Raw genomic sequence first — 26,119 nt, 5'->3', positions numbered from 1 at the left:
AATAAATACGATCGCAAATGTAAAAACTACGCTTCAGCGTACATCGATGATCTACGGCTGTACCGGGACCTTCGGCCCCAATCCCTCGGTCTCAGCAAGCCCCGCCCTCTGCTGTGCCGCGGCGAGGGAGAGCGCGATACGGCCCTGTAGGAGTCCCTTACTTCTCGTGTCGGCGGCGGACCATTTCGGTGATCCAGATGGGTGCGAACGGAGAGGTGCAGCCCGGGGACGTCGGATGGTCCTTGAGCACCTCCAGGCGCTCACCTATGTCGATGGCGCGGGCGCGGTGCTCGGCGTGCTCGATGCCGATGTGGGCCAGGCAGGTGTTCATCGCCCACTGCAGGCGATCGGGGGCGTCCTGCATCCGCGCCTCGATGACGTCGAGGAGCCCCGCGAGATCGAGGCCCTCGGGCCTCTTCACCACGCGTTCGGCGGTCAGCGCCCAGCCCGCGCTCGCGACCACCGGGTCCGGATCGGACGACCAGGCCAGGCGCAGCTCCTCCGCGTGCGGGTTCCTCTTCACCACGTAGTTGACGAGCCAGTCGTGCACCTTGGGTGCGCGCGCCTCGCGCATCATCGCGTCCAGCTCGTCGCGCTCGAACGCCTTCGGGCGGCAGATCAGGAGCGCCAGGAGCCGCGCCGCGGTGTCACCCGTCCGCCAGAGCCGCTGCGCGAGTTCGTGCCGGGTCTTCAGCCGTTTCGCCAGCGCGCGCAGCCCGCCGAGGTTCACGCCATGATCGTCGCCGTGCCTCTCGTTCACCGCGCGGACCTTGGGATCCTCGAGCGCGGCCAGCTCGGCCATCACCTCGGCCAGCGTCATCTCGGCCACCTCGACCTCCCCTTTCGCGCCCGGACTCAGACTATGACGGAACGCCCCACCGGACGGGCCGGGTGGTCGCCGGCATCGACGACCCGATGCTGACGGCCGGCTCCTTAACCGATGGCGCACCGGAGCCGACCGGTGCAACGATCTTCGGATGCCGATCGACGCGCACGTGCTCGCCGTGTTCACCGTGACCACGATCATCGCCCTCATCACTCCCGGCCCCGACATGCTGTTCGTGCTCGGATGCGGCGTGCGGGGCGGTGCCCGCGCCGGGCTGCTGGCCACCGTGGGCGTGATCACGGGTGACGCGCTGTTCATCGCCGCGGCGGCCGCCGGGCTCGCCGTGCTGCTGACGGCGTTCCCGATCGTGTTCACGATGATCCGGATCGCCGGCGCCGCCTACCTGATCTACCTCGGCGTCCAGATGATCCGGAACCGCGACGACGCCCGGGCCGACGATGCCGCCGGCGGCGGGATGACGGGGCGGCGCGCCTACCTCAACGGGGTGGTGTCCGCCATGGCCAACCCGCAGACGTTCACCTTCATGGTCGCCTTCCTGCCCCAGTTCGTCGATCCGGCCGCGGGACCGGTCTGGCTGCAGTTCGCCATCCTGGGCGGCATCCTGATCGTCCTGGAGTTCGTGGCGGACGGGACGGTCGGCGTGCTGGCCGGGCGCATCGGCACCGTCCTGCGCGCCCGCCGCGCGGTGCGCCGCCGTATCGACGCCGCGACCGGAACCGTGTTCATCGGCCTGGGCGTCAAGCTCGCCGCCGAACGCTGACCCCCTGAATGGGCACGATCCGTATCGCCACATGGCCGATCGGTCCCCTCATGATGCGGCCGAGACCGTAGACGCGGGTGCGGTGCACCAGCGGCGGCTGCGGCGGGTGATTTCGGGCTGTGCGGCGTGGGAGGCTACGCGCACAGGACGTCACTCTTAGTATCCGGTCCCATGCTTCGTGTCATCGGTGTCGTGTCCCTGGTCGGTGTGCTGACAGCGGCTCAGGGGGGTGTGAGTGCCGCCCTGGCCGACGAGGCTCCGGGAGGGCTGCGGGGGGATCTGGATCGGGTCCTTCGGGATTCGCGGCTCCGGGGGGCGCAGGTCGGGGTCGTCGTGCGCGACGTCCGGTCGGGCCGGACGCTCTACAGCCGGAACGCGGGACGGCGGCTGAAGCCCGCGTCCAACAACAAAATGCAGACGACGGCGGCCGCCCTCGGGCTGCTCGGGCCCGACTACCGGTTCCGGACGCGGGTGTACGAGGCGGGCGGGCGCCTCTACCTCGAGGGGACGGGCGACACCACGATGCGCGTCCAGGAGTACCGGTGGCTCGCCGCGCAGGTCGCGAAGACCGGGGTGCGGAGCGTGACCGGGCTCGTCGCCGACGACACCTGGTTCGACCGGAGGCGGATCCCCTCCGACTGGTTCGCGGCCGACCTGCAGTACCACTTCGGCTCGGAGACGTCGGCGCTCACGGTGGCGCCGGACCCGATGCTCAACGCGGGGGCGGTGCGCGTGTCGGTGACGCCGCGCGGGCGGGGGGAGAGGGTCCGGGTCCGGCTGACGCCCCGCACGGGCGTGATGAAGATCCGGAACCGGGCCGTCACCGGGCGGCCCGGGTCGGCGCGCACGCTGGCGGTGGAGCGGCGTCCCGGGAACGTGCTCGTAATCCGCGGGTCGCTGCCCGCCGGGCGGGTGGGCGTGCAGGTGCTGCGCTCGGTGCAGGACCCGGCGCTGTACGCGGCGGACGTGTTCCAGCGGGCGCTGCGCGACAGGGGCGTCCAGGTGGGCGGGCGGCCGCGGCACGGCTCCACGCCGGGGGGCGCCCGCCTGCTGGCGACGCGGACGTCGATGCCGCTGTCGCAGCTCGTGGTGCCGCTGATGAAGCTGAGCAACAACGTCATGTCGGAGACGCTCATCAAGGCGATCGGGCGGAAGGTCCGCGGGCGGGGCTCGTGGGAGGCCGGCCTTCCGGCCGCGACGAGGTACCTGCGGCGGCTCGGCGTCGGCGTCCGGATGACGGACGGGTCGGGCCTATCGCACGGGAACCGGACGTCGGCCGCGCAGCTCGCCACCCTGCTGCGGAACGCCCGCAGGGAGCCGTGGTTCGGTGCGTGGCGCAGCTCGTTCCCGGTCGCCGGGCGCCCCGGCCTGACGGGCGGCACCCTGGCGGGCCGGATGCGGGGCACCGCCGCGGCCGGGAACGTCCGGGCCAAGACCGGGACGATCAACGGCGTGACGGCGCTGTCCGGGTACGTCACCGACGCGCGCGGCCGCAGGCTGATCTTCTCGATCCTCATCAACGGGCACTCCGGGGGCAAGCCGTCGGACATCGAGGACCGCATCGCGATCCGGCTGGCGTCCGGACGCGACGTCCGGCTGGCCCCCCGCAGCGACGGCGACCTCGAGCGCTCGTGGACCGAGGCCGCGTCCCGGCTCGTCGCGCGGGAGCGCTGACGGGCGCGGCGGTCAGAGGCCGGAGGCGACCAGTCCCGTGATGCACAGGACGGCCGCCCCGGCCATCGAGGCGACCAGGGCGTACAGGGACACGCGGCCGGCCCGCCGGTCGGAGATCAGGTAGCGCAGGGCGATCGGCATCGGCAGCAGGAAGAACAAGCCCAGCGCGGGCAGCGCGAGGGACGCCAGCCGCCCCTTGAGGCCGGTGGGGACGGCGTGCTCGCCGTCCGGGCGGAGGCGGGCCGTGAAGGTCTCGCCCTCGTCGGACTCGGGCGGGAGGTGGACGTTCCCCACGGGGGCGGCGCCGGGGGCGTCCGGCCGGAACGTGCCCCGGCAGTCGGTGCCGGAGCCCTTGCCGCCGCCGGTCTCGACGCACAGCTCGACGGTGGCCCTGCCCGGCTCGCCGGTCAGGCCGAACGCCAGGCGCACGTCGCCGACGGAGAACCCGATGGGCAGGAGGCCGACAGCCAGCCACATCGCCATCATGACGATGAGGCCCGTCGGGCTCGTTCTCTCCGCCTTCGCACCGGCCGACCGTGACATGGGACCCCCCTCGTGTTCGGTGGGAGCCGCCTGCTCCGACGCGCCGCGTCGCCGGCGGGTTCCCGGCGCGTACGGTATCGACCCGGTTGTCCCGCCCGACCGGGGCCGGTGCCCTGGAATGCCCAGGTGGCGGGCGCGTGGGTCCAAGGGCCCATCCGCGGCGGGACGTCCGGGCGGGCGGCGAGGGGCGCGCCGGGGACGTTCGCCTCTGCCCGGCGGCGGCGCCGCGGCCGACCCTGGACGTATGACTCCCGATGCGATCGACCCGCTGACCCTCGGCGGTGCCGAGTGCCTGGAACTGCTGCGGACGGCCGCGGTCGGCCGCGTCGTGTACACCGACCAGGCGCTGCCCGCGATCCAGCCCGTCAACTACGCGATGGACGGCGACCGCGCGCTCGTCATCCGTACGGCGCCCGGCTCGAAGCTGAACGCGGCGCTGCGCGGCGCGATCGTCGCGTTCGAGATCGATGAGATCGATCCGGCCACCCGGGCGGGCTGGTCCGTCACCGTTGTCGGCCCGGCCAGGGCGGTGACGCAGGAGGCCGAGATCGACCGGCTGATGCGGCTGCTGCCGGGGCCGTGGGCGCCCGGACGGCGGGACGCGTTCATCCGCATCGGGTGCCGCCAGGTGACGGGGCGGATCCTGGCGCCCGCCGCCGCGTGACCGGGGACGGAGGCCGGTACCGGGGCAGGGGGGTGCCCCGGTACCGGGGTCCGGGCGTCAGCCGCCGGACGGGGAGGTCCAGCCGGCGGGGACGCGGGCGAGGCGCACGCGCTGCGGGTGGTCGCCGACCGGCACCGAGACGATCTTCTGGCCGGTGGCGAAGCTGATCGCGGTGACCCGGTCCGTGCCGCTCTCGGAGATGACGCAGGAGCGGCCGTCGCCGCTGACCGTCGCCCAGTACGGCTTGGACGCGGTCACGAGCGGGCCCTGCTGCAGGGTGGCGCGGTCCACGACGGTGGCGTAGTCGTCCATGGTCCCGGCGACGCAGAGCTTCGCGCCGTCGGGGCTCATCGACATGCCGTGGTGCCGGGAGTCGTTGACGAACGTGGTCCGCTCGTCGTCGGTGGCGGGGTTCTTCGGCAGCTCCTTCAGCCGGGTGATCTTGTCGGAGGGGACGTCGTACTCCAGGAACCCGTTGAAGAACGACACCTGGAAGTACAGCTTCTTCTCGTCCGGGGTGAACGCGACGGGACGCACCGAGTCCGACAGGTCCTTGCGGCCGAACGCGTCCAGCCGCTGGCGCATGTCGATGATCCTCGACTGCTGGAACGTCGCGGCGTCGACGACGGTGATGCGTCGGTCGCCCTTGGCGAAGTCGAGCCAGGGGGCGTCGAGGTCGTTGTTGACCTCGCCGATCGACATGTTCCACAGCTTGCCGTCGGAGGTGAAGACGTTCTCGTGCGGCTTGTCGCCGGTGGCGAAGGAGCCGACCTGGCGGCCGGTGGTGATGTCGAGGACGTGGACGGTGTTGGACGTGGACGCCGAGACGGCGACGCGGGTGCCGTCCGGGGAGATCGCCATGTGGTCGGCGCGGTACCCGGAGACGGGGAACCGCCACTTGATCCGACCGGTGGCCAGGTCGATCGACACGACGTCGGCGAAGCTCGGCCGGGAGACGACCATCGCGGTGCCGTCGGGCGTGGAGTACATGTCGTCCACGAACTGGTCGTGGCCCTCGCCCGCGGTCTCCCGGACGCCCAGGAAGTAGACCAGCTTGACGGGGTTGGTGTAGATCTCGCGGAGGCGCTCGTCCTTGTCGGGGACGACGTTGACGCGGCCGATCTTGGCGAACGTACCGCTCGCCTCGATCACGTCGGCGGTGCCGTCCCAGTTGTTGCCGACGAACATCACCTGCCGGAGCGGCGCGGCGGCGTTCGCGGGAGCGGCGGGTGCGGCGACCACCGCGGCGGCGGCGAGGGCGGGCACGGCCAGGGCGGCGAGCCGCCGCGAGCGGAGCGGGAGGCGCCGTAAGGGGTTCGGGCGCATGGCCTTCCTCCAGGGGTGGGGGGATGGGCGGAAAGACCGCGGCTGGTTTGAATACGCCAATATTCAAACCTCGGGCTACTGGACGGTAGGACAACAACCGCACCGCCACAAGACCCATCCAGGGGAAAATCGGAGACCACCGGACGAGGGAGGAACGTGGCGGGCAGGATCACACCGGCGGCGGGCCGGTACGGCGGACGCCCCGCGGCCGAGCGCCGCGCCGAGCGCCGCGAGCGGTTCCTCGCCGCCGGCCTGGAGCTGTTCGGCGCCGGGCCCGGCTACCGCGCCACGAAGGTCACCGATCTGAGCCGGGCGGCCGGGCTGTCGACCCGCCAGTTCTACGAGGAGTTCCAGACGCTGGAGGACGTCCTCGCCGCGCTGCACCTGCGGGTGAACGACGCCGCCGAGGGGACGGTCCTGGCCGCCCTCCCCGGCGCGGCGGACCTCGACCCCGTCGACCGCTGCGCCCACCTGTTCCGCGCCTACGCGCGGGGCGCGACCGGCGACCCGCGGCACACCCGGATCGCGTTCGTCGAGATCATCGGGGTGAGCCCGCGGCTCGACCGGCAGCGCCTGGAACGCCGGTCACGGTGGATCTCGTTCCTGTGCGGGGAGCTGGACGCCGCCGCCGCGCGCGGGGAGATCGCCGCCCGGGACTTCCGCGTCACGGCCGCCGCGTTCATCGGCTCCGTCAACGGCCTCATGCACGACTGGTCCGTCGGCTGGGTCGACGCCACGCTCGACGAGGTCATCGAGGAGCTCCTGCAGATGCTCCTGGGGCGGTTGCAGGCGCCCCCGCTGGACGGGCCGTCCTGACGTACCGTCATCGCCCGCGCACGTCTTGTGCCGCGGACCCACAAGATCGGTCCACGATCGCTCATCCGGCTGACTAACCGGCTATTGAATCCACTTCTAGAGTCCTGTTTTAGTCAGAAGGCACTTGCTGACGCCCCACCCCCCAGGAGCCGTCATGACCCGACCGAGCAAGGCGACCGGACCTCGGCTCGCGGGGGCGGCGGTGCTGTCCGCCGCGCTGCTGTCCGCGCCCGTCGCCGACGCCGCCGCGGCCGCCCCCCTCGACAGCCGCGTGGACCGCGCCGTGTGCGGCCCCGGTTCCGCGCCGGAGACCGGCCTGCAGGGGCAGGTCCCCCTCGCCGACCGGCAGAGCGGGCGCAGCCGGCGCGCCTACAGCTGCAACCTGGAGCTGGTCGGCCGGTACCAGGGGCAGGGCCAGGGCACGGTCGGCGCGTCCTACGGCACCTGCCAGTACCTCGGGACGATCCTGCCGAGCGCGCTGACCGCGACGAACAAGGGCGTCAACGTCATCGACTTCGAGGACCCGCGCCGCCCCCGCCTGGCCGGCTCCCTCGTCAGCCCCGCGACCGTCGGCGGGACGTGGGAGACGCTCAAGGTCCACGAGGGCCGCGGGCTGCTCGCGGCCGTGTCGGTCGGCGCCCTGAGCGGCGGGTTCTTCGTCTCGGTGTACGACGTGAAGACCGACTGCGCGCGCCCCCGCCTGCTCAACGCGGTGCGGGGCACGCAGCTGACCGTGCCGGGCCTGTTCCCCGGCCACGAGGCGGGCTGGTCCCCCGACGGCCGCACCTACTGGACGACCGGGACCGTCGGCGGCACCATCGCCGCCCTCGACATGACCGACCCGGCGAAGCCCCGCGTCCTCTACAACGGGACGACCGGCCTGGTGAACCACGGCTTCGGCGTCAGCCGCGACGGGAACCGGATCTACGTCGCGAACATGCCCAACGGCATCATCACGTTCGACGCCACCGACGTCCAGCGCCGCAAGGCCAGGCCGCAACTGCGCCGGATCAGCGAGCTCACCTGGCCGGACGGACTCGCCACCCAGCACGCGATCCCGTTCACCGACCGGGGCCGGCCCTACCTCGTCGTGGTCGACGAGCTCGGTTCCGGCGGCGCCCGCATCGTCGACGTCTCCGACGAGCGGCGCCCGAAGGTCGTCCGGCAGCTCAAGCTGGAGATCAACCGCCCGGAGAACGTGAAGGTGCGCGCGCCGGACACCGCGAGGAACGGGATCTTCGGCTACGACTCGCACTACTGCACCCTCGACCGCGACACCGATCCCACGGCCCTCGCCTGCGGCTGGGTGCAGTCGGGGATCCGCGTCTTCGACGTCCGGGACCTGAAGCGGCCCCGCGAGATCGCCTACTTCAACCCGGGCGGGCAGGTCGGGCGGCAGAAGCGGCTCGTGAACTCGGCGCACGCGTTCGTCCCGTTCGGGGCATCGTTCTCCGACATCGCGAACGGCGCGGACCAGCCCATCTACACCGGCCCCATGGACATGACCGCCGACTGGTGCATGTCGCCGCCCCGCTTCGACCGCGACAGGCTGTGGGTGTCGTGCGACGACAACGGCGCGCTGCTGCTGAGGTTCCGCAACGGCGCCTACCCGCTGCGGTGACCGAGCGGCCACGCGCCGGACGCGTCCTGTCCGCCGTCGCGTTCCTCGTGCTCGGCGGGGGGACGGTGATGCTGCTGCCCGACGACCGGCCCGCCCCGGCGTCGGCGGCGGCGTCGCCCTCCCCCGCCGACATCGGGTTCGCGCAGGACATGGTCGTCCACCATCAGCAGGCGGTCACGATGGCGCAGGCGGTGCGGGGCCGGACGAGCCCGCAAGTGGCGCAGCTCGCCCTGTCGATCGAGCTGAACCAGACCCGGGAGATCGGGCACATGCAGGGCTGGCTGGCGCTGTGGAGGGCGCCGCAGGTCCCGTCCGGCCCGCCGATGACCTGGATGAGGGACGGCCACCACGGGCACGGGAACGGGGAGATGCCGGGCATGGCCTCGCAGCAGGAGATCGCGTCCCTGGGCGAGGCCACGGGGAGGCGCCTCGACATCCGGTTCCTGGAGCTGATGATCCGCCACCATGAGGGCGCGATCCCCATGGCGGCCGCCGCCGTCGCCCGCGCCGCGGTCCCCCACGTCCGGGCGACCGCCACCCTCATGATCTCCGACCAGCGCAAGGAGACCGCCGTGATGACCGGCCTCCTCGCCGCGCTCAGAGGCTCGCCACCAGGGAACGGGCGAGGGTGAGCGCGCCCCGGTCCGCTCCGGCGTTCAGGGCCGCGCCTCCAGCACGAAGTTGAACTCCGTCTCCAGCGCGATCCGGACCTGACCCCGGCCGTCCAGCGGTGTCGCGCGGTTCTATCGGGAGGGCGCCTTTCACGCGCCTGTCGCCGGGGACGAGCGGGAGCGCGCCGCGGTGAGAGGCCCGGAGGCCGCCCAGCGCGCGGCCCTGGCGGCCGCGGCCGCGTAGACGGCGGCGTACAGGACGCCGCCCGCCAGGGACGCCGGCAGCGCCAGGGTTTCCGAGCGGTCCTCCAGCAGCGGGTAGATCTGCCAGTGGACGAGGTAGATGTAGAGGGAGGCGCCGGCCAGCACGCCGGCGAGCCGGTTGAGCGGGCGCGCGCTCGGCAGCGCCGGGACCCAGACCAGCAGCGCCAGGGCGGCGATGACGAGGACCTCCCGCGCCAGCTCGCCCCCGCCGAAGTAGCCGGGGACGCTGGCGAGCGCCGCGCCGGTCACCAGCAGCCGCCCGGCGGCGCCCTCCGCCTTGGCCGCCGCCCAGCCGAGGGGGAACATCCAGAACGCGGTGATCGCGTCCGGCAGGGCGGTGAGCCCGCCGAAGTCGTACCGGACGAGCAGGCCCGCGAGCAGGAGGCCGCAGGCGAAGCGGAAGGGAGCCCGGCGCTCCGCCCGGTCCAGCGCGGGGACGCTCAGCCACGCGGCCATGGCGAGCAGGATGTAGACGATGGCCTCGATGAACCAGTAGTTGCTGTCGTGCCCGGTCGCGCTCTTGAGCAGGAGGGCGTCCACGAGGTGGTAGTCGGCGGTGAAAAGCGCCGCCACGGCGATCCACGCGACGCTCGGCACGGCGATCCTCGCCAGGGCGCTCAGGACGTGCGCGCGGCGTTCGGGGCGTCCGGCGGGCGTGAGGTGGAAGCGGGCGAAGTTGTAGCCCGCCACCGCGAGCAGGACGTGCGCGCCGCCCCGCAGCTGGAAGACGCCGATGTGCGATCCGACGACGAGGACGATCGCGGCGGCGCGCAGGGCGATGCCCGTCTCCAGGGTCCGCCGCCGGGCGCGCGGCGCCGGGCGGCGCAGGTCGCGGATGGGACGCGTGTGCCAGTCCGGGGGGAGCGGCCCGAGCGCCTCCTCCAGCTTGATCGACATCTCCACGTAGGACAGGGAGTCGCCGCCCAGGCCGACGAAGCTGCTGTCCTCCGTGACGTCCGAGCGGTCCAGGATCTCCGCGTACAGCCGGCAGAGGTCGGTCGTGGACGCGTGCGCGGGCCGCCCCGACCGCAGGACGGCCCGATAGTCGGGCTTGCCCGTGGGCAGCCGGGGCAGCTCGGGCGGCGTGCTGACGGCGATCACTCGGGCGGGCAGGCCGCACTCGGCCGCGACGAGCCGCCGGACGCGCCCGGCGTCGGCTCCCTCCCCCGCCACGGCCACGACGAGGCCCTGGTCGTCGCCGGCGCAGCAGGCGTCCAGGCCGTGCTCGCCGAGCATCGCCTCGACGCGCTCGGGGTCGATCCGCAGGCCGAACAGCTTCACGAACCGGCCGCGCCGCCCGACGATCTCGTACAGGCCGCCCGGCAGGAGCCGCGCGACGTCGCCGGTGCGCAGTTCCTCGACGGTCCGGCCGAGGGCCAGGTCGGCGGGGGCCTCGGCGTAGCCCAGCATGACGTTCGGCCCCGAGTAGACGAGTTCCCCGGTGTCCTGGCCGGGCCGGTCGGGCAGCGGCTCGAGCCGGAAGGACCCGCCCGGGACCGGGACGCCGATCGCCTGCGGATGCGCCTCGGCGAGGTCGGGCGGCAGGTACGCCATCCGGGCGGTCGCCTCGGTCTGGCCGTACATGACGACCAGGTCCCAGCCGCGCCGCCGCCCGAGCGCCGCGTAGCGCGCCACCCGGTCGGCGCCGAGCCGGCCGCCGGCCTGCGTGACGTAGCGCAGGTGCGGGAGCCGCATGTCGGCGAAGCCCACCCGGTCCAGCAGGTCGAACGTGTAAGGGACGCCCGCCAGGGTCGTGGCCCGCGCGTCGCGGAACAGGGTCCAGAAGCGGTCGTCGGTCACCGAGAGGTCGGTCAGGACGAGCGCCGCCCCGCGCAGCAGGTGACTGTTGATCACCGACAGCCCGTAGCAGTACGACATCGGCAGGGTCGTGGCGGCGCGGTCGCCGTCCCCGATTCCCAGGTACTCGGCGATGGACGCGGCGTTCGCCTGCAGGTTCTCGTGCGACAGCCGGACGAGCTTCGGGGCACCGGTGGTCCCGGACGTGCTCAGCAGCAGCGCCAGATCGGGGTGCAGGGTGTGAGCGGAGACGTCGCGCCGCTCGTCGAGCGTGCCGTCCGGGCCCGCCACGACGTCGGGGTCGTAGGCGGCGGCCAGCGACCGCAGCGCCTCGGGGCGGTCGGCGGGGCCGAGGAGAACGGGATGGCCCCCCGCCAGCGCAGCCAGGTAGACGACGAGCGCGTCGACCGTGTTGCCCGCCGCGAGCAGGACCAGCCGCCGCTCGGGGCCGAGGCGCCGGGCGGCCGACGCGACCCGGGCGGCCAGCTCCCGGTAGGTCAGCGCGCCGGAGGCGGTGACGACCGCCGTCCGGTCGGCGTGTCCGGCCAGGTCACGGGCGAACGGAACGGCCCGCGGGCTTGGGTGGGGGTTGCTCACGCCTATATATTAAGTAAGGCTAACCTATCAACCAAAAGCACCTCAAAACCCGCGTCACGAGGAACCCATGCGACACCCCTTGCGCCGTATCACCTCCGTCCTCGCCTCGGCGGCTTTGGTCCTCCCCCTCGCCGCGGCCTGCGGCTTCGGGTCCGACGCCGGGCTCGTCATCTACTCCGGCCGCAACGAGGGCCTCGTCAAGCCGATCCTCGAGAAGCTCGAGAAGCACCTCGGCACCGACGTCGAGGTCCGGTACGGCACCAGCGCCGAACTGTCCGCGCAGCTGCTGGAGGAGGGCTCCAAGACCAAGGCGGACCTGTTCCTCTCCCAGGACGCCGGCGCGCTCGGGGCCCTCGCCGGCAAGGGCCGCCTCGACAAACTGCCGCAGCCGACCCTGGACAAGGTGGACGCGAAGTTCCGCGGCGGCGGCGGCGACTGGGTCGGCGTCTCCGGCCGCGTCCGCGTGCTGGCCTACCACCCGGCCTCGGTCCCCAAGCCGCCGAACAGCGTCCGGGACCTCGTCAGGCCGGAGTGGAAGGGCAAGATCGGCTACGCGCCGACCAACGCGTCCTTCCAGGCGTTCGTCACCGGCATGCGCGTCCTCGACGGCGACGCCGCCACCCGCGCCTGGCTCAAGGGCCTCAAGGCCAACGGCGTGAAGGCGTACGACAACAACATCGCCGTCCTCGACGCCGTGGACAAGGGCGAGGTCGGGCTCGGGCTGATCAACCACTACTACTGGTACGAGCGGGTCGCCGAGAAGGGCGAGGCCAAGGTCACCGCGAAGCTGCACTACCTGCCCGGCGCCGACCCCGGGGCTCTGATCAACGTGGCGGGCGTGGGCGTCCTCAAGGGCGCGAAGCACCACGCGGCGGCGCTCAAGGCCGTCGACTACCTCCTCGCCGAGGAGGCCCAGACGTACTTCAGCGACGAGACGAAGGAGTACCCGCTCGCCTCCGGCGTCACCAGCACCGTCCCCGGCCTGCCCCCGCTGGACTCGCTGAAGTCCCCCGAGATCGACCTCGGCAGGCTGGAGTCGCTGGAGCAGACGCTGGCGATGCTGCGGGAAGCCGGGATGGTCTGACCCCGGATGGCCACAGCCACGACCCGCGCGCCCCGGATCCTGCTCGGACCGGCGTGCCTGGCCGGGGCCCTCGCCCTGCTGCCGCTCGGCTACCTCGCCGTGCGCGCGCTGGAGCGGGGGCCCGGCTTCGCCTGGAGCGTCATGACGACCGAGGGCACCGCCCAGCTCCTCGGGCGCAGCCTCGCGCTCGCCGCCGCCGTGGTGGCGGCCTGCCTCGTCCTCGGGATCTCGCTCGCCTGGCTCACCGTCCGCACCGCCCTGCCCGGCGGGCGCGCCTGGTCGGTGGCGGTCACCCTGCCGCTGGCCGTGCCCAGCTACGTCGCCGCGTTCGCGTGGCTGTCGGCGGTCCCGGGCCTCTCCGGGTTCACCGGATCGGCGGTCGCGCTCACCCTGGTCAGCTACCCGTACGTCTACCTGCCGGTCGCCGCCGCGCTGCGCGGGATCGACCCCGCGCAGGAGGAGGCGTCCCGGTCCCTGGGGGTGGGCCCGTCCCGGACGTTCCTGCGCGTCGTCCTCCCCCAGCTCCGCCCGGCGGCGGCGGGCGGGGCGCTGCTCGTCGCGCTGTACGTCCTGTCGGACTTCGGCGCGGTGTCGCTGATGCGGTACGACACGTTCACACGCGGCATCTACACGTCCTACCAGGCGAGTTTCGACCGCACGCCGGCCGCCGCGCTCAGCGTCGTCCTCGTGGCGATGACCGTCGGGCTCGTCGCGCTGGAGACTCGGACGCGCGGGCGGCGCGGCCACGCCCGTACGGGCACCGGCACCGCCCGCCCCGCCGTGCCCGCGCGGCTCGGCCGCTGGACGGCCCCCGCCCTGGCCTGGGCCGCGGCGGTCTTCGCGGCCGCCGTCGCCTTCCCCCTCGGCACGCTCGGCTACTGGCTCGCGACCGGCAACCGCTCCACATGGGACCCCGCCGGGCTCTTCGGCACCGCGCTGACCACCCTCGGCGTCGCCGCCGCCGGAGCCGCGCTGACCACCGTCCTCGCCCTGCCCGTCGGGGTGGTCGCCGCCCGCCACCGGGGCCGCGCCGCCGGCCTCCTCGAGCAGGCCGCCTACGCGGGGCACGCCCTGCCCGGCATCACCGTCGCGCTGTCGATGGTGTTCTTCGCCGTCCGCTACGCCACCCCGCTCTACCAGGAGCTGCCCCTGCTGGTCTGCGCGTACGCGGTGCTGTTCCTGCCGCTCGCCGTCGCCGCCACCCGCGCGGCCGTCCTGCAGTCGCCGCCCGTCCTGGAGGACGTCGCCCGCTCCCTCGGCCGCGGCCCGCTCAACGTCCTGCGGACCGTCACGGTGCCGCTCGCCGCCCCCGGCGTCGCGGCGGGCGCCGCCCTGACGTTCGTCGTCTGCATGAAGGAGCTCCCCGCCACCCTCCTGCTGCGGCCCACCGGCATGGACACCCTCGCCACCCGCCTGTGGACCGAGACCGGCGTCGCGTCCTACGCCGACGCCGCCCCGTACGCGGCCGCGCTGATCCTGCTCGCGGCCGTCCCCTCGTACCTCCTCGGGAGGAAGCGCTGATGACCGACCTGCGGATCGAGGGCCTCACCAAGGCGTACGGCCCGGACGCGACCGTCCTCGACGGGCTGGACCTCACCGTCCCCAGCGGCTCCCTGGCCGCCGTGCTCGGCCCGTCCGGCTGCGGGAAGACCACCCTGCTGCGCGTCGTCGCGGGGTTCCTGCGCGCCGACGCCGGGACCGTCACCGTGGGCGGGCGCGTCCTCACCGGGCCCGGGACGCACGTCCCGCCGGAGCGCCGCCGGGTCGGCATCGTGCCCCAGGAGGGCGCGCTGTTCCCGCACCTCAGCGTCGCCCGAAACGTCGCGTTCGGCCTGACGGACCGCTCCACCCGGCGCCGCCGCGCCGAGGAGATGCTCGACCTCGTCGGGCTGTCCGGATACGGCGACCGGATGCCGCACGAGCTGTCCGGCGGGCAGCAGCAGCGGATCGCGCTGGCCCGCGCGCTCGCCCCCGAGCCCGCGCTCGTTCTGCTCGACGAGCCGTTCAACGCCCTGGACAGCGCGCTTCGGGCGGGGGTGCGCGCCGACGTCCGCGCCGCCCTCCGCGCCATCGGCGCCACGGCGCTCCTCGTCACGCACGACCAGCAGGAGGCGCTGTCGACCGCCGACCTCGTCGCCGTCGTCCGCGACGGCCGGATCGCCCAGTGCGGCACCCCGCAGGACGTCTACGGCCGTCCCGCCGACCCGTGGGTCGCGGGCTTCGTGGGCGACGCCGTCCTGCTCCCGGCGTCGGCCGCGAACGGGACGGCCGAGACGCCCCTCGGCACGATCGAGCTGAGCAAGCCCGCCGCGTCCCCCGCCGGCACGGTGATCCTGCGCCCCGAGCAGCTGCGCCTCACCGACCCCGGTGAGGCGGGTCCCGCCGGCACGGTCACCGACGTCCGCTACTACGGCCACGACGCCATGGTGACCGTCGCCGTCGACGGCCTGGACGCCCCGGTCGACATCCGCGTGAGCGGCGAGGTCCGGCTCCGCCTGGGCGACCGCACCGGCATCCACGTGACCGGGCGAGGCACCCCCCACTGAGGATCGTGCCGGAGACGGGCCTTCCCACCGCCTCCCTCATGTACTACAACTTGTAGTACTACACGACGTCGTGGGGAGTCCGGATGCGGGTGCTCATCGCGGGTGCGGGGATCGGCGGCCTGGCGGCGGCGCGGGCGATGCTCGGCGCCGGCCACGAGGTGACGGTGCTGGAGAAGGCGCCCGCTCCGCGCCGGGGCGGGGGCTCGGTCTCGCTCTGGAGCAACGGCCTCGCCGTCCTCGCCGGCCTCGGCGTCGACGTCGCGGGTGCGGGTCACCGGCTGACCGCCGTGGAGACCAGGACGGCCTCGGGACGACTCGTGATGACGGTCGACGTGGAGCGGGGCGGCGCCCTCGTCCAGATCACGAGGGACCGGCTGCTGGACGTCCTCACCGCCGGCCTGCCCGCGGGGACGCTCCGCTTCGCGGCGGGCGTCACCCGCTTCGAGGAGCACCGCGACCACGTCCGGGTCTGGACGGGCGACGGCGGCGAGCACACCGCCGACCTGCTCATCGGCGCCGACGGGGTGCATTCGGCGATCCGCGCCGCCCTGTTCGGCGCGGAGCCGGAGCCGTTCACGGGCGTCGCCAGCTTCCAGGGCCTGGTCCACGCCCCGGTCGACCTCGGCGCCCGGGGCGTCCTGATCGTGGGCGCCTCCGGCTACGCCGGCCTGAGCCCCGCCAGCGGCGGGCTCACCCAGTGGTTCCTGGACGTCCCCTGGCCGCTCGCCGACCCCGCGGCCGACCCCGTGATCATGCTGAAGGAGCGGTACGGCGGGTTCGCCTCCCCGATCCCGGAGCTCCTCGACGCCCTCGCCTCCGCGGAGGTGCGCGCGTACCCGCACCACCGCCACCGGATACCGCGCGAATGGGGCCGGAGGAGGACCGTCCTGCTGGGCGACGCGGCCCACGCGATGCCGCCCGTCCTCGGCCTGGGCGCCAACCAGGCCCTGGAGGACGTGCGGGCGCTGCGCGACGCCCTTGCGGACGACCCCGCGACGGCCGTGCGCGCCTACAGCCGCGCGCGCCGCCGCCGCGCCGTCCGCGCGTCCCGGTTCGCGAGCCGGGCCCTGGCCCTCACCGGCCCGCAGACGCTGATGCAGCGCGAGACGCCGATGCGCATGAGCGCGGCCGTCCCGGACCGCCTGATGACGGCCGCGTTCACCGCCCTGCACCGCGCCATCGGCAGGCCCGAGGCGGCTCAATCGCCGTCGTAGACCAGCAGCCCGTCCTGGACCCGCGCCCCTGACGTGGGCGGATGCTCCGCGAGGCGCCCGTCATGGGCGAGATGCAGCGCGGGCCGTCCCCGGATGAGCACGGCGAAGTCGGCGATGATCCGGCGATGGCACCGCCACCACACCGACTCGCTGCACATGACCGCCGTGGACGTCGCCTCGGCCTCGGCCAGCAGTTCGTCCATGGCGCTCAGGAAGGCGGGGTCGCGGGTGTATCCGGCGTAGCCGCGGAAGGAGTCGTTGCGCCAGAACGTGTCCGGGGAGTCCGGCGCGGGCCTGCGGAACCCTCCGAGGCGCTTCTCCCAGCGGTAGGCGATGCCCGCGGCGGGAAGCCACTCCGCCAGGACGTCGCGGTGGACGTCGGGGTTGCGGCGGCTGCCGGGCGCCGTCCGCACGTCCACGACGGACGCGACGCCGGCGCCGCGGAGCAGGGCGGCCAGCTCCTCACGTCCGGCGGTCCCGTGCCCGAACGTGACCAGCGGCGGCACGGCGCCCCCCTCAGGTGTCAGTCGTCGGCGCCGAGCTCGGGCAGGTTCTCCGCCAGCGGCACGAACTCGGCGGCCGACAGCAGACCGTCGCCGTTGGCGTCGTACTCGGCGAACAGCTTCGCGACGAGCGGCGACAGGTCGTCCACCTCGGCCGCCGGGAACATACCGGCGATCGCGGCGGTCACCTCGTCCACATCGAGCCGCCCGTCGCCGTCGGTGTCGAACCGGGCGAACACGGCCTCGTACTTCTCGGACATGCTCTTCCTCCCCAGATGATCGTGTTTCCGATCGTAACGACTCCGCCCGGCGGCCATCGGCCGCGGGGCGGCGACGGGCGGGCACGGGACGGAGCCGCCCGTCGCGCCTCAGGCGGTGGGGGTCGTGTCGTGGGAGCGGGACAGGGGGACGATCAAGGGGGTCGCGGTGACGGGGTCGGGGATGACCTGGCAGGGCAGGCCGAAGACGTCCTCGATGAGGGCGGGGGTGACGATCTCTCCCGGGGGGCCCTGGGCGACGACCGCGCCGTCCTTCAGGGCTATCAGGTGGGTGGCGTAGCGGCAGGCGTGGTTCAGGTCGTGGAGCACCATGACCAGGGTGCGCGTCCGGTCGCGGTGGAGGGTGGCGCACAGGTCGAGCATGTCGATCTGGTGGGCGATGTCGAGGAAGGTCGTGGGCTCGTCCAGGAGCATGATGGGGGTGTCCTGGGCGAGGAGCATCGCGAGCCAGACGCGCTGGCGCTGGCCGCCGGACAGCTCGTCCACGGCCCGGTCGGCCAGGTCCTCCGTGTCGGTGGCGGCCAGGGCGCGGTTCACGGCCTCCTCGTCCTCGGCGGACCAGCCGCGCAGGAGCCGGCGGTGCGGGTGGCGGCCCCGGGACACCAGATCGCCGACCGTGATCGCGTCGGGGGTGACGGGCTGCTGGGTGAGCAGGCCGAGGCGGCGGGCCACCTCCTTGGACGGCAGGCGCGCGATGTCCTCACCGTCGAGGAGGACGCTCCCGCTCCGCGGCTTCAGGACGCGGGCCAGGGTGTGCAGCAGCGTCGACTTGCCGCACCCGTTGGGGCCGACGATGACGGTGATCGACCCGTCCGGGATGTCGAGGTCCAGGTCCTCGATGACGGTGCGGCGGTCGTAGCCGACGGTGAGGCCGCGGGCCGCGAGGCGGTTCTCGGGCTCAGGCACGTCCGGCCCTCCATTCGGTGAGCATGAGCCAGCCCAGGTAGAGGCCGCCGACCACACCGGTCATGACGCCCACGGGCAGCTGGGTGGGGGCGAGCAGCCGCTGCGCGGCCACGTCGCTGACGGACAGGAGCACCGCGCCCATGAGGGCGGCGGCGGGCAGGTTCGGGCCGGGCGCGCGGGTGAGGCGCTTGGCGAGCTGCGGGGCGGCCAGGGCGATGAACGCGACCGGGCCGGCGGTGGCGGTGGCGACGGCGGTGAGGCCGACACCGACGGTCATGAGGGCGAGCCGGGACCTCTCGACGGGGATGCCGAGCGCGGTGGCGGTGGTGTCGCCGAGTTCCAGCATCCGCAGGTTCCGGGCGAGGAGCGCCGCGCACGGGACGAGCACGACCAGCGCCGCCGTGAGGGGGCGGAGGTGCTCCCAGCCGCGCCCGTTCAGGCTGCCGACGAGCCACGCCGACGCGCTCTGCGCCTTGTTCACCTCGGCCCGGCTGAGCAGGAAGGCGTTCAGGGCCTCGAGCATGGCGCTGATGCCGATGCCGACGAGGACGAGCCGGATGCCGTGCACGCCGCCCCGGTAGGCGAGCAGGTACATGGCGAGGCCGGTGAGCAGCCCGCCGCCGATGGCACCGGTGGCGATCTGCGCGGCGCCGCCGCCGAACACCATGATGACGGCGATGCCGCCGGACGCGGAGCCGACCGTGAACCCGATGATGTCGGGGCTGCCGAGCGGGTTGCGGGTGAGGCTCTGGAAGACGGCGCCGCTCATCGCGAACGCGGCGCCCACGGCGCAGCCGAGCAGGACGCGGGGCAGCCGCAGCTCCATGACGATGAACTCGGCGCCGGGCGGCCCGCCGCCGAGGAGGGTGGCGACGACGTCGCCGGGGGCGAGGGGGTAGTCGCCGACGCCGAGCGCGACGACGACCACGGCGCCGAGCAGCAGGGCGAGCGCGGCCGTGACGGTGACGCCGCGCGGCCGGATCCTGCGGCGGCGCGGGGCCTTCGGCGGCGCGGTGGCGGTCAAAGGTCGGCCACCTTCCGCCGACGGACGAGAAGGATGAACAGGGGTGCGCCGACGAACGCCGTCACCACGCCGGCCTCCAGTTCGCCGGGGCGGGCGGCGACCCGGCCGATGACGTCGCAGCCGAGCAGGACGATCGGCGCGAGCAGCGTCGACAGCGGCAGGAGCCGGCGCTGGTCGGGGCCGGTGAACAGGCGGACGGCGTGCGGCACCATGAGGCCCACGAACGTGATCGGGCCGATCGCGGCGGTCGCCGCGCCGCACAGCACCGTCACGACGACGAGGGTGACGAGGCGGACGCGGCCGGGGTCGACGCCGAGGGCCCGGCCGGCCTCGTCGCCGAGGGCGAGGGCGTTGAGGCGGGCGCCGAGCGCGATCCCCACGGCGGCGGCCAGTGCGATGACCGGTGCGACGAGGACGACCTCGTCGCCCTTGGCGGCGGCGAGGGAGCCGACCATCCAGAAGCGCAGCCGGTCGGCCGAGTCGTTGTCGATGAGGGTGAGCGCGGCGGTGAACGAGGCGAGCACGGCGGACGTCGCCATCCCCGCCAGGACGAGCCGGACGGGGGTGGCCCGGCGTCCGCCGCCGCGGCCGATCGTGTAGACGATCGCGGTGGCGAGGCCCGCTCCGGCGCACGCGAACAAGATCGTCGTGCCTTCTCCGGCCGCGGGGATCAGCGTCCCGGCGGTGACGACGGCTGCCGCGGCGCCCGCGTTGACGCCGAGCAGGCCGGGGTCGGCGAGCGGGTTGCGGCTGAGCGCCTGCATGAGGGCGCCGCTGAGGCCGAGCGCTGCGCCCGCCGCGATGCCGAGCAGGGTGCGCGGCACGCGGCGGTCCCAGATCACGACGGCGTCGTCGGAGCCGTCGTTGTCCAGCAGGACGCGCCACACCTCGCCCGGCGCGATCGACTTGGCGCCGACCGCGAGGCTCAGCACGGCCACGGCGGCGAGCAGCGCGATCAGGACGAGCACGGTGACCGGACGGGTGAAGCGCGCGGAGGGGGGCGCGGGCATCAGTCCCGGCCGTCGTGGTGGTCGTGGTCGGCCTTCCCGGCCTTCCAGTAGCCGTCGACGTCCACGTGGTCCTTGGGCAGGCCGAGCTCGTTGCGGAGGAATCGGCGGATCGGCTTGAGGGTCGTGGCCTCGGCGCCGAACCAGGCGAACCCGTCCCCGGCGGGCGGGGTGAACGCGCGGACGGCCTTCTCCAAGGCGTCGCAGCGTCCGGCGGGGACGCCGTCGCGGTGCACCCAGGTGACGGTCACGCCGGCGTCGGAGCGCAGCTCCTGCTCCTCGGACGCGTCGGCGACCTCGCAGTAGGCGAACGCGCGGGATCCGGCGGGCAGCGCCTCCAGCCAGCGCCCGAGGGCGGGCAGCCCCGTCTCGTCGCAGCCGAGGATGTACCAGTCGAACGCGAACGGGACGAGCACGGAGCCGCGCGGGCCGAGCACGCCGACGAGGTCGCCGGGCTTCGCGTTCGCGGCGAAGGACGAGCCGGGGCCGTCGCCGTGCAGCACCATGTCGATGTCGAGCTCGAGGACGTCCGGCCGGAAGTACCGGATCGTGTAGTCGCGCAGGATCGGGCGGGGGGCGCCGGGAGGCGGGTCGTCCAGGCCGTCGTCCCTGACGATCGGCGCGACGGGGACCGGGTCGTCGCCCTGCGCGAAGTACAGCTTCACGTGGTCGGCGGGCGCGGCCTCGCGGAACCCTTCCAGGGAGGGGCCGGAGAGGGTGACCCTGACCATGGCGGGGGTGAGCCGCTCGACCCGCGCGACCTCGGTGAGGCGGGCGGCGAGGGGATGGTCCACGATGCGGACCCGCCGGTCTTCGAGCGTCACGGGAGGGACCTTTCCTGTCGGGGGGAGGTGAGGGCGGAGTCCTCGACGATGCGGCCGTCCGCGACGCGGACGGTGCGCGCGAGCAGTTCGACCGTCGCGGGCCGGTGCGCGATGACGATGAGGGTGCGCTCCGCGCAGAGCTCGCCCAGGGCGCGCTCCGCCCATGCGGCGGTGACGGGGTCGATGTCGGCGGTGGCCTCGTCGAGGACGAGGACGGCCGGGTCGATGAGGCCGGCGCGGGCGAGGCCGATGAGCTGGCGCTCGCCCGCCGACAGCCGCTCGCCGCGGACGCCGACCCGGGTGTCGAGGCCGTCGGGCAGGCCGTCGGCCCAGGCACGGAGCCCGAGCCGGTCGAGCACGGACGCGATCTCGTCGCGGCCGGGCGGGCCGGGCACGAGGGCGAGGTTCTCGGCGACGGTGCCGGTGACGATGTGGACCTCCTGCGGCACCAGCGCGATGCGCCGGCTGAGCGCGGTGCCGGACAGCTCCCGCAGGTCGGTGCCGCAGTAGGTGACGCGTCCGGCGTCCGGCGGGTAGAGGCCGCAGAGCAGCTTGCCGAGGGTGGTCTTCCCGGATCCGGTGACGCCGACGACGGCGACGCGGTCGCCGGGCGGGAACCGCAGGTCGATGTCGGCCAGGGCGGTCTCCCCCTCGCGGTAGCCGAACGCCGCGCCCTCGACGCGCAGCTCCCCGCGCGCGGGCAGGTCGTCCGCGCCGGCGTCGCCGCGGATGTCGCGGGCGCCGGGCGATTCGAGGAGGTCGAGGAGGCGGGCGAGGCCCGTCCGGGCGACCTGGAGCTCGCCGATGAGCTGGGAGCCGTCGCCGAGCCCTTCGAAGAGGGCGCGGCTGGCCAGGACGAACACGACGACGGCGCCGACGCTCATGCGGTCCTCGGTGGCGAGCCACGCGCCGAGGCCGAGCAGGACGGCGAGCGTGACGCCCTCGATGAGGCCGACCGTCTCGATGCTCACCTCGACCCGCGCGGTCCTGCGGGCGGCGGTGACGACGTCGCGGTTCTCCTCGCGGACGCGTCCGAGCCAGGACGGCAGGGCGCCGCCGGTCCGCAGCAGCTCCCGGGCGGTGAGGGTCTCGCCGAGGGTGGCCGCGACGGTCGCCTCGGCGGCGGCCTGCCCGCCGAACGCCTCCTCGGCGCCGCGCTGGAACGTCCGCATCGCGAGCAGGGCGGGCGGCACGAACACCACGGCGATGATCAGTGTGAGGAGCCAGGAGTAGGCGATCAGCGTCGCGGTGGTGAGCAGCAGCGTCGCGGAGATGACGACGAGGTTGGGCAGGTCGCGCCGGACGAACTGGGCGAGCTCGGCGACCTCGCCGGTGGTGCGGCGCAGCAGGTCGCCGGTCCGGTGCGCCTCCAGGAACCTCAGCGGGGCGTGGGCGAGCCGGTGCACGGCCTTCTCCCGCAGGTCCCGGACGACGCGTTCGCCGGCGCGCATGAGCAGCAGCTCGCTGTACCGGGCGAGGACGGTCTGGGCGGCGACGACGGCGGCGAGGACGGCGACGGCGACGGTGAGGAGGTCGCGGTCCCCGTCGACGATGGCGTCCGCGGCGAGGCCGACCAGCGGCGGCATCGCGGCGACGGCGCCGGCGTAGGCGAGGACGATGAGGAGCGTCCCGGCGAGGGCGGCGCGGTGCGGCCGCAGGTAGGGCAGGGCGCGCCGGAAGATCCGCTTCTCCGGTGCCCGTTCGGCGAGCATCACGGTCTCAGCCACGGTCGCCTCCGGATCCGGCGCGGGCCGGGGTCAGGTCGACGACCCGGTCGGCGGCCTCGAGCACCGCGGCGCGGTGCGTGACGAACACGATCGACGTGCCGGGGGCGCGGGCGGCGAGGCGGTCGAGGACCCGCCGCTCGGTGCCCGGGTCCAGCGCGGACGTCACGTCGTCCAGCAGCAGGACGGCGGCGGGCCGCAGCAGCGCGCGGGCGAGCGCGAGCCTCTGCACCTGCCCGCCGGACAGCGTGGAGCCGCCCTCGCCGAGTTCGGTGCCGTAGCCGTCGGGGAGCGCGGCGACCTCGTCGTGGACGCAGGCGTCCCGGCAGGCGCGCTCCAGCTCGTCCTGGGGGATGTCGCGGCCGAGGCGCAGGTTGTCGGCGACCGTCCCGGACAGGACGACGGGCCGCTGCGGGACCGGCACGATCGCGGCGCGCAGGCCGTCCAGGTGCAGGCGGCGCACGTCGGTGCCCGCCCAGGTCACAGTGCCCTCGGCGGGGTCGTCGAGGCGGCCGAGCAGGCGCAGCAGCGACGATTTGCCGGAGCCGGTGGCGCCGGACACCGCGACGAACTCGCCGGGCGCCACCTCGAGGTCGAGCGGGCCGAGGACGTCGCGGTCCTCGTGCCGGACCACCACCCCGGACGCGGCGAGCACGCCGCGCGCGGCGGCGGGCTCGGGGTTCTCCGGCTCGGCGACGGACGGGCTCAGCGCCAGGATCTCCTCCAGGCGGCGGGCCGCGACGGCCGCGTTCCCGCGGTCCACGAGCCGGTCGACCAGGACGGTGACGGCGAGGGTGAAGGTGCCCATCCAGACGGTGAAGGCGACGAGCCCGCCGACGGTGATCCGGCCGTCCAGGGCCGCGAAGCCCCCGAATCCGACACCGGCGGCGATCGCGAGGCGCGGGACCGCGGGGGCGAGCGCCGCCCACGCCGACTGGATCCGCGCCACGTTCCAGGTCAGCCTCTCGACCTCGGCGCTGTGGGCGTGGTGCCGCTCCAGCAGCACGGGCGCGCCGCCGATGCCGCGCACGGCGGCGCCGGACGACAGCAGGTCCTCGACGGCGTCGGCGCGCGCGGCGTGCGCGTCGGAGAGCCGGTCGCCGGCGCGCTCGTACGGGCCGGGGAAGGCGAGGTTGACGGCGGCGAGCAGCGGCACCATCAGCAGCGTGACGGCGAGCAGCACGAGGTCGAGGGCGGCCACGGCGGGCAGCACGATCGCGAAGGTCGTGCCGATGACGACCCACACCGGGAGCCCGTAGACCCACATGCGGACCTGGTCGACGTCGCGGGTCGCGCGCATCGCGAGGTCGCCGTGCCCGTATCCGGCGAGGGCGGCCCGGTCGAGCCCGGCGAGGTGGGCGGTGAGCCGGTCGCGGAGGGACGCGCCGGTCCGCGCCTCGGCCATGCGGGCCTGCCACTGCCAGAGGGCGAGGGCGAGGAACTGGACGGCGGCGAGCGCGGCGGCGGCCCCCGCCCACACCGCGACGGCACCGGTGTCGCGGGCGACGATGCCGTCGTCCAGGGCGTGCTGGACGCACCACGGGACGGCGAGGAGCGTCGCCTGCCGGACGAGGCCGCCCGCCGTGGCGGCCGACACCGGCCGCCACTGGTCGCGGACGCAGGAACGGAGGAGTGCGGAGGTCACGTCCGTCCCTGCTGGAGGCTCAGCGGGCGCAGGTCCGTCCAGGAGCGCTGGACGTGGTCGAGGCAGTCCTCCCGGCCGGACGGCCCGTGCACGGCGGTCCACCCGGCCGGGACCTCGGCGAACGACGGCCACAGCGAGTGCTGGCCCTCGTCGTTGACGAGGACGAGGAAGACGCCGTCGGCGTCGTCGAACGGGTTGCTCATCGGTCTCCTCCGAGAAGGTCGGCGACGACGGCCCCGATCTCGCGCAGGGGCGCGGGGGCGAGCATGTCGTCGTGCAGGCAGTCGATCGGGTGTTCGCGGACCGCTCCGGTCAGGTGGGGCGCCCACAGGGAGGGGCTGAGCGCCGCGTCGGCGCCTTCGGCGGACTCGGCGGCGGCGGTGAAGCAGACGGCGTCGCCGTCGAACACGCCGAAGTCGAGCGGCAGGGTCACGGACTCGTGCACGGTGTCGGCGATCCGGCGCAGGGTCGCGGCGTCGAACGCGGACATCGGCCCCTCCCCCGCCGCGATGACCGCGACGGCGTCCGCCAGGGACGCGGCGGGGGCTCCGGCGTGGCCGGCGAGCCGGAGCAGGAACCGCGCCGCGTCGGCCTCGGTGACGTCGGCGGGGTCGGTGTCGTCCCGCGGGTAGGCGTCCAGCAGGGCGAGCAGGGCGACCTCCCGGCCGTCCGCCTGCAGCGCGGTCGCGACGGCGTGGGCGAGCTGCCCGCCATAGGACCAGCCGAGCAGGCGGTACGGGCCGTCGGGCTGGACGGCCCGGATCCGGGCGGCGTACCGGCGGCCGAGTTCGGCGACCGACGCCGCGGGGACGCCGGCGCCGCCGAGGCGCGGCGACTGGAGCCCGTACAGCGGCACGTCCGCCGGCAGGTGCTCGGCCAGCCCGGCGTAGTTCCAGCTCAGGCCGGTCGTGGCGGGCAGGCAGAACACCGGCGTCCCGTCGCCGGGACGCAGCACGAGCACCGGGTCGAACGGGCCGGTGCCGGTCCCGGCGTCGGCGGGCGCGTCGTCGACGACGGGCGCGAGGGCGGCCACCGTGGGGGCGGCGAGGACGTCGGCGACGGCGACCCGGACGCCGAGCACGGTCCGGATCCGGCCGACCAGGCGCATCGCCAGCAGCGAGTGGCCGCCGAGCGCGAAGAAGTCGTCGTCGGCGCCCACCTCGGGGACGCCGAGGACGTCCGCGAAGACGCCGCACAGCGACGCCTCCAGGGGCGTCCGCGGAGGCCGGGACGCGGCGACGGGCTCGGGGTCGGGCAGGGCGCGCCGGTCGAGCTTGCCGTTGACCGTCAGCGGCAGGCGCGGCAGGACGGCGTACGCGCCGGGCACCATGTGGCGCGGCAGCCGGACGGCCAGCGCGGCGCGGACGGCGGCGGTGTCGATGCCCGCGTCCCCGGCGGGCACGAGATAGGCGACCAGGCGGCGCTCGCCGGGCTCGCCGAAGGGGTTGGCGACGAACCGTTCGGCGGTCAGGGCCGCGGACCGTGGAGGTGGCGCTGTCGGTGGTGCCGCCGCCGAGCGTGTTGATCGTGTACTCGGTCGGCCCGTACAGGTTGTAGCCGAGAACGCCCTCGGTCTCGCGCAGCGCCGTCCACAGCGCTTCCGGAACGGCCTCGCCGCCGAGCAGCACGAGCGGCGGCCGGGGGTCGGCGAGCAGGCCGCGGTCGACCAGCTCACCGGCGTAGGACGGGGTGACGTTGATGACGTCGATCCCGTGGTCGCGGCAGTACCGGACGAGGTCGTCCGGGTCGCGGCGCAGTTCCTCGTCCAGGACGTGGACCTCATGGCCCTCGACCAGCCACAGCAGCTCTTCCCACGACATGTCGAACGAGAACGACACCGTGTG

At 74.4% G+C, this 26,119-nt stretch carries 24 protein-coding genes and 1 pseudogene; 10 read left to right on the top strand and 15 right to left on the bottom strand.

Features of this window, described 5'->3' with window-relative positions:
- Positions 1 to 157 precede the first annotated feature (157 nt).
- Positions 158 to 820, bottom strand: coding sequence for a DNA alkylation repair protein (locus tag IE99_RS0126195; RefSeq protein WP_030176508.1), 663 nt, complete (start codon positions 818 to 820; stop codon positions 158 to 160).
- Between the two features lie 157 nt (positions 821 to 977).
- Here IE99_RS0126195 and IE99_RS0126190 point away from each other — a divergent pair, with 157 nt between their 5' ends.
- Positions 978 to 1,607 carry a LysE family translocator gene (locus IE99_RS0126190; protein ID WP_030176505.1) on the top strand — a complete coding sequence of 210 codons (630 nt, stop codon included), beginning with the start codon at positions 978 to 980 and terminating at the stop codon, positions 1,605 to 1,607.
- 171 nt (positions 1,608 to 1,778) lie between these two features.
- Positions 1,779 to 3,281 carry a D-alanyl-D-alanine carboxypeptidase/D-alanyl-D-alanine endopeptidase gene (gene dacB / locus IE99_RS0126185; protein WP_084219961.1) on the top strand — a complete coding sequence of 501 codons (1,503 nt, stop codon included), beginning with the start codon at positions 1,779 to 1,781 and terminating at the stop codon, positions 3,279 to 3,281.
- A 12-nt stretch (positions 3,282 to 3,293) separates the two neighbouring features.
- Here dacB and IE99_RS0126180 read toward each other — a convergent pair whose 3' ends face one another.
- Positions 3,294 to 3,824, bottom strand: a complete 531-nt coding sequence (locus IE99_RS0126180; protein WP_030176501.1) for a hypothetical protein — start codon at positions 3,822 to 3,824, stop codon at positions 3,294 to 3,296.
- 244 nt (positions 3,825 to 4,068) lie between these two features.
- Between IE99_RS0126180 and IE99_RS0126175 the strand changes: the two genes are divergently transcribed.
- Positions 4,069 to 4,488: a pyridoxamine 5'-phosphate oxidase family protein gene (locus tag IE99_RS0126175; protein ID WP_030176498.1), complete on the top strand. Its 420-nt coding sequence runs from the start codon at positions 4,069 to 4,071 to the stop codon at positions 4,486 to 4,488.
- 57 nt (positions 4,489 to 4,545) lie between these two features.
- On the opposite strand, the gene IE99_RS0126170 is transcribed toward IE99_RS0126175, so the two are convergent.
- The gene (locus IE99_RS0126170) at positions 4,546 to 5,814 is read right to left on the bottom strand and encodes a YncE family protein (protein ID WP_030176495.1); all 1,269 of its coding nucleotides are present in this window, start codon (positions 5,812 to 5,814) and stop codon (positions 4,546 to 4,548) included.
- Between the two features lie 156 nt (positions 5,815 to 5,970).
- Between IE99_RS0126170 and IE99_RS0126165 the strand changes: the two genes are divergently transcribed.
- From IE99_RS0126165 to IE99_RS0126155, 3 genes are all read left to right on the top strand, one after another.
- Complete coding sequence (locus tag IE99_RS0126165) at positions 5,971 to 6,630, top strand: TetR/AcrR family transcriptional regulator (RefSeq protein ID WP_030176492.1); 660 nt, start codon at positions 5,971 to 5,973, stop codon at positions 6,628 to 6,630.
- 154 nt (positions 6,631 to 6,784) lie between these two features.
- Positions 6,785 to 8,251 (top strand): LVIVD repeat-containing protein, encoded by a 1,467-nt coding sequence (locus IE99_RS0126160; RefSeq protein ID WP_030176489.1) that lies wholly within the window; start codon positions 6,785 to 6,787, stop codon positions 8,249 to 8,251.
- On the top strand, positions 8,248 to 8,883 hold the full coding sequence (locus IE99_RS0126155) for a DUF305 domain-containing protein (protein ID WP_051713287.1): 636 nt from the start codon (positions 8,248 to 8,250) through the stop codon (positions 8,881 to 8,883). The genes IE99_RS0126160 and IE99_RS0126155 overlap by 4 nt, the downstream gene beginning before the upstream one ends.
- 129 nt (positions 8,884 to 9,012) lie before the next feature.
- Here the strand turns inward: IE99_RS0126155 and IE99_RS0126150 are convergent, their stop codons facing one another.
- Positions 9,013 to 11,520, bottom strand: coding sequence for an AMP-binding protein (locus IE99_RS0126150; protein ID WP_211258930.1), 2,508 nt, complete (start codon positions 11,518 to 11,520; stop codon positions 9,013 to 9,015).
- Between the two features lie 67 nt (positions 11,521 to 11,587).
- Between IE99_RS0126150 and IE99_RS0126145 the strand changes: the two genes are divergently transcribed.
- From IE99_RS0126145 to IE99_RS0126130, 4 genes are all read left to right on the top strand, one after another.
- Positions 11,588 to 12,604 carry an iron ABC transporter substrate-binding protein gene (locus IE99_RS0126145; RefSeq protein WP_030176478.1) on the top strand — a complete coding sequence of 339 codons (1,017 nt, stop codon included), beginning with the start codon at positions 11,588 to 11,590 and terminating at the stop codon, positions 12,602 to 12,604.
- 6 nt (positions 12,605 to 12,610) lie between these two features.
- A complete protein-coding gene (locus IE99_RS0126140) occupies positions 12,611 to 14,125 on the top strand; it encodes an ABC transporter permease (protein ID WP_030176474.1) in 1,515 nt (504 codons plus the stop codon).
- Positions 14,125 to 15,150 (top strand): ABC transporter ATP-binding protein, encoded by a 1,026-nt coding sequence (locus tag IE99_RS0126135; protein ID WP_030176471.1) that lies wholly within the window; start codon positions 14,125 to 14,127, stop codon positions 15,148 to 15,150. Before IE99_RS0126140 ends, IE99_RS0126135 begins: the two co-directional genes overlap by 1 nt.
- 83 nt (positions 15,151 to 15,233) lie before the next feature.
- Entirely contained in the window at positions 15,234 to 16,364 is a 1,131-nt protein-coding gene (locus IE99_RS0126130; protein ID WP_030176468.1) for an FAD-dependent monooxygenase, read from the top strand.
- On the opposite strand, the gene IE99_RS0126125 is transcribed toward IE99_RS0126130, so the two are convergent.
- The 11 genes and pseudogenes from IE99_RS0126125 to IE99_RS33745 form a co-directional block, all read right to left on the bottom strand.
- Complete coding sequence (locus IE99_RS0126125) at positions 16,349 to 16,870, bottom strand: DUF488 domain-containing protein (RefSeq protein ID WP_211258929.1); 522 nt, start codon at positions 16,868 to 16,870, stop codon at positions 16,349 to 16,351. The genes IE99_RS0126130 and IE99_RS0126125 overlap by 16 nt on opposite strands.
- A gap of 17 nt (positions 16,871 to 16,887) precedes the next feature.
- A complete protein-coding gene (locus IE99_RS31500) occupies positions 16,888 to 17,127 on the bottom strand; it encodes an EF-hand domain-containing protein (RefSeq protein WP_169744484.1) in 240 nt (79 codons plus the stop codon).
- A 108-nt stretch (positions 17,128 to 17,235) separates the two neighbouring features.
- Complete coding sequence (locus IE99_RS0126120; RefSeq protein ID WP_030176456.1) at positions 17,236 to 18,051, bottom strand: ABC transporter ATP-binding protein; 816 nt, start codon at positions 18,049 to 18,051, stop codon at positions 17,236 to 17,238.
- The gene (locus tag IE99_RS0126115; protein WP_051713280.1) at positions 18,044 to 19,075 is read right to left on the bottom strand and encodes a FecCD family ABC transporter permease; all 1,032 of its coding nucleotides are present in this window, start codon (positions 19,073 to 19,075) and stop codon (positions 18,044 to 18,046) included. The genes IE99_RS0126120 and IE99_RS0126115 overlap by 8 nt, the downstream gene beginning before the upstream one ends.
- A complete protein-coding gene (locus IE99_RS0126110; RefSeq protein WP_051713278.1) occupies positions 19,072 to 20,085 on the bottom strand; it encodes a FecCD family ABC transporter permease in 1,014 nt (337 codons plus the stop codon). Before IE99_RS0126110 ends, IE99_RS0126115 begins: the two co-directional genes overlap by 4 nt.
- The gene (locus IE99_RS0126105; RefSeq protein ID WP_051713276.1) at positions 20,085 to 20,906 is read right to left on the bottom strand and encodes a siderophore-interacting protein; all 822 of its coding nucleotides are present in this window, start codon (positions 20,904 to 20,906) and stop codon (positions 20,085 to 20,087) included. Before IE99_RS0126105 ends, IE99_RS0126110 begins: the two co-directional genes overlap by 1 nt.
- Complete coding sequence (locus tag IE99_RS0126100) at positions 20,903 to 22,633, bottom strand: ABC transporter ATP-binding protein (protein ID WP_030176446.1); 1,731 nt, start codon at positions 22,631 to 22,633, stop codon at positions 20,903 to 20,905. Before IE99_RS0126100 ends, IE99_RS0126105 begins: the two co-directional genes overlap by 4 nt.
- Positions 22,626 to 24,275 (bottom strand): ABC transporter ATP-binding protein, encoded by a 1,650-nt coding sequence (locus IE99_RS0126095; RefSeq protein ID WP_051713273.1) that lies wholly within the window; start codon positions 24,273 to 24,275, stop codon positions 22,626 to 22,628. The genes IE99_RS0126100 and IE99_RS0126095 overlap by 8 nt, the downstream gene beginning before the upstream one ends.
- Positions 24,272 to 24,478, bottom strand: coding sequence for an MbtH family protein (locus IE99_RS0126090; protein ID WP_030176441.1), 207 nt, complete (start codon positions 24,476 to 24,478; stop codon positions 24,272 to 24,274). Before IE99_RS0126090 ends, IE99_RS0126095 begins: the two co-directional genes overlap by 4 nt.
- Positions 24,475 to 25,677 (bottom strand): thioesterase domain-containing protein, encoded by a 1,203-nt coding sequence (locus IE99_RS32825; protein WP_030176439.1) that lies wholly within the window; start codon positions 25,675 to 25,677, stop codon positions 24,475 to 24,477. Before IE99_RS32825 ends, IE99_RS0126090 begins: the two co-directional genes overlap by 4 nt.
- Positions 25,678 to 25,846: 169 nt before the next feature.
- Positions 25,847 to 26,095, bottom strand: a pseudogene (locus IE99_RS33745) (AMP-binding protein); the annotation flags it as partial.
- Between the last annotated feature and the right edge of the window lie 24 nt (positions 26,096 to 26,119).

It is taken from the genome of Spirillospora albida (assembly GCF_000718255.1).
Lineage (GTDB): Bacteria > Actinomycetota > Actinomycetes > Streptosporangiales > Streptosporangiaceae > Spirillospora > Spirillospora albida.
This window is presented reverse-complemented; position numbering and strand designations above follow the sequence as displayed.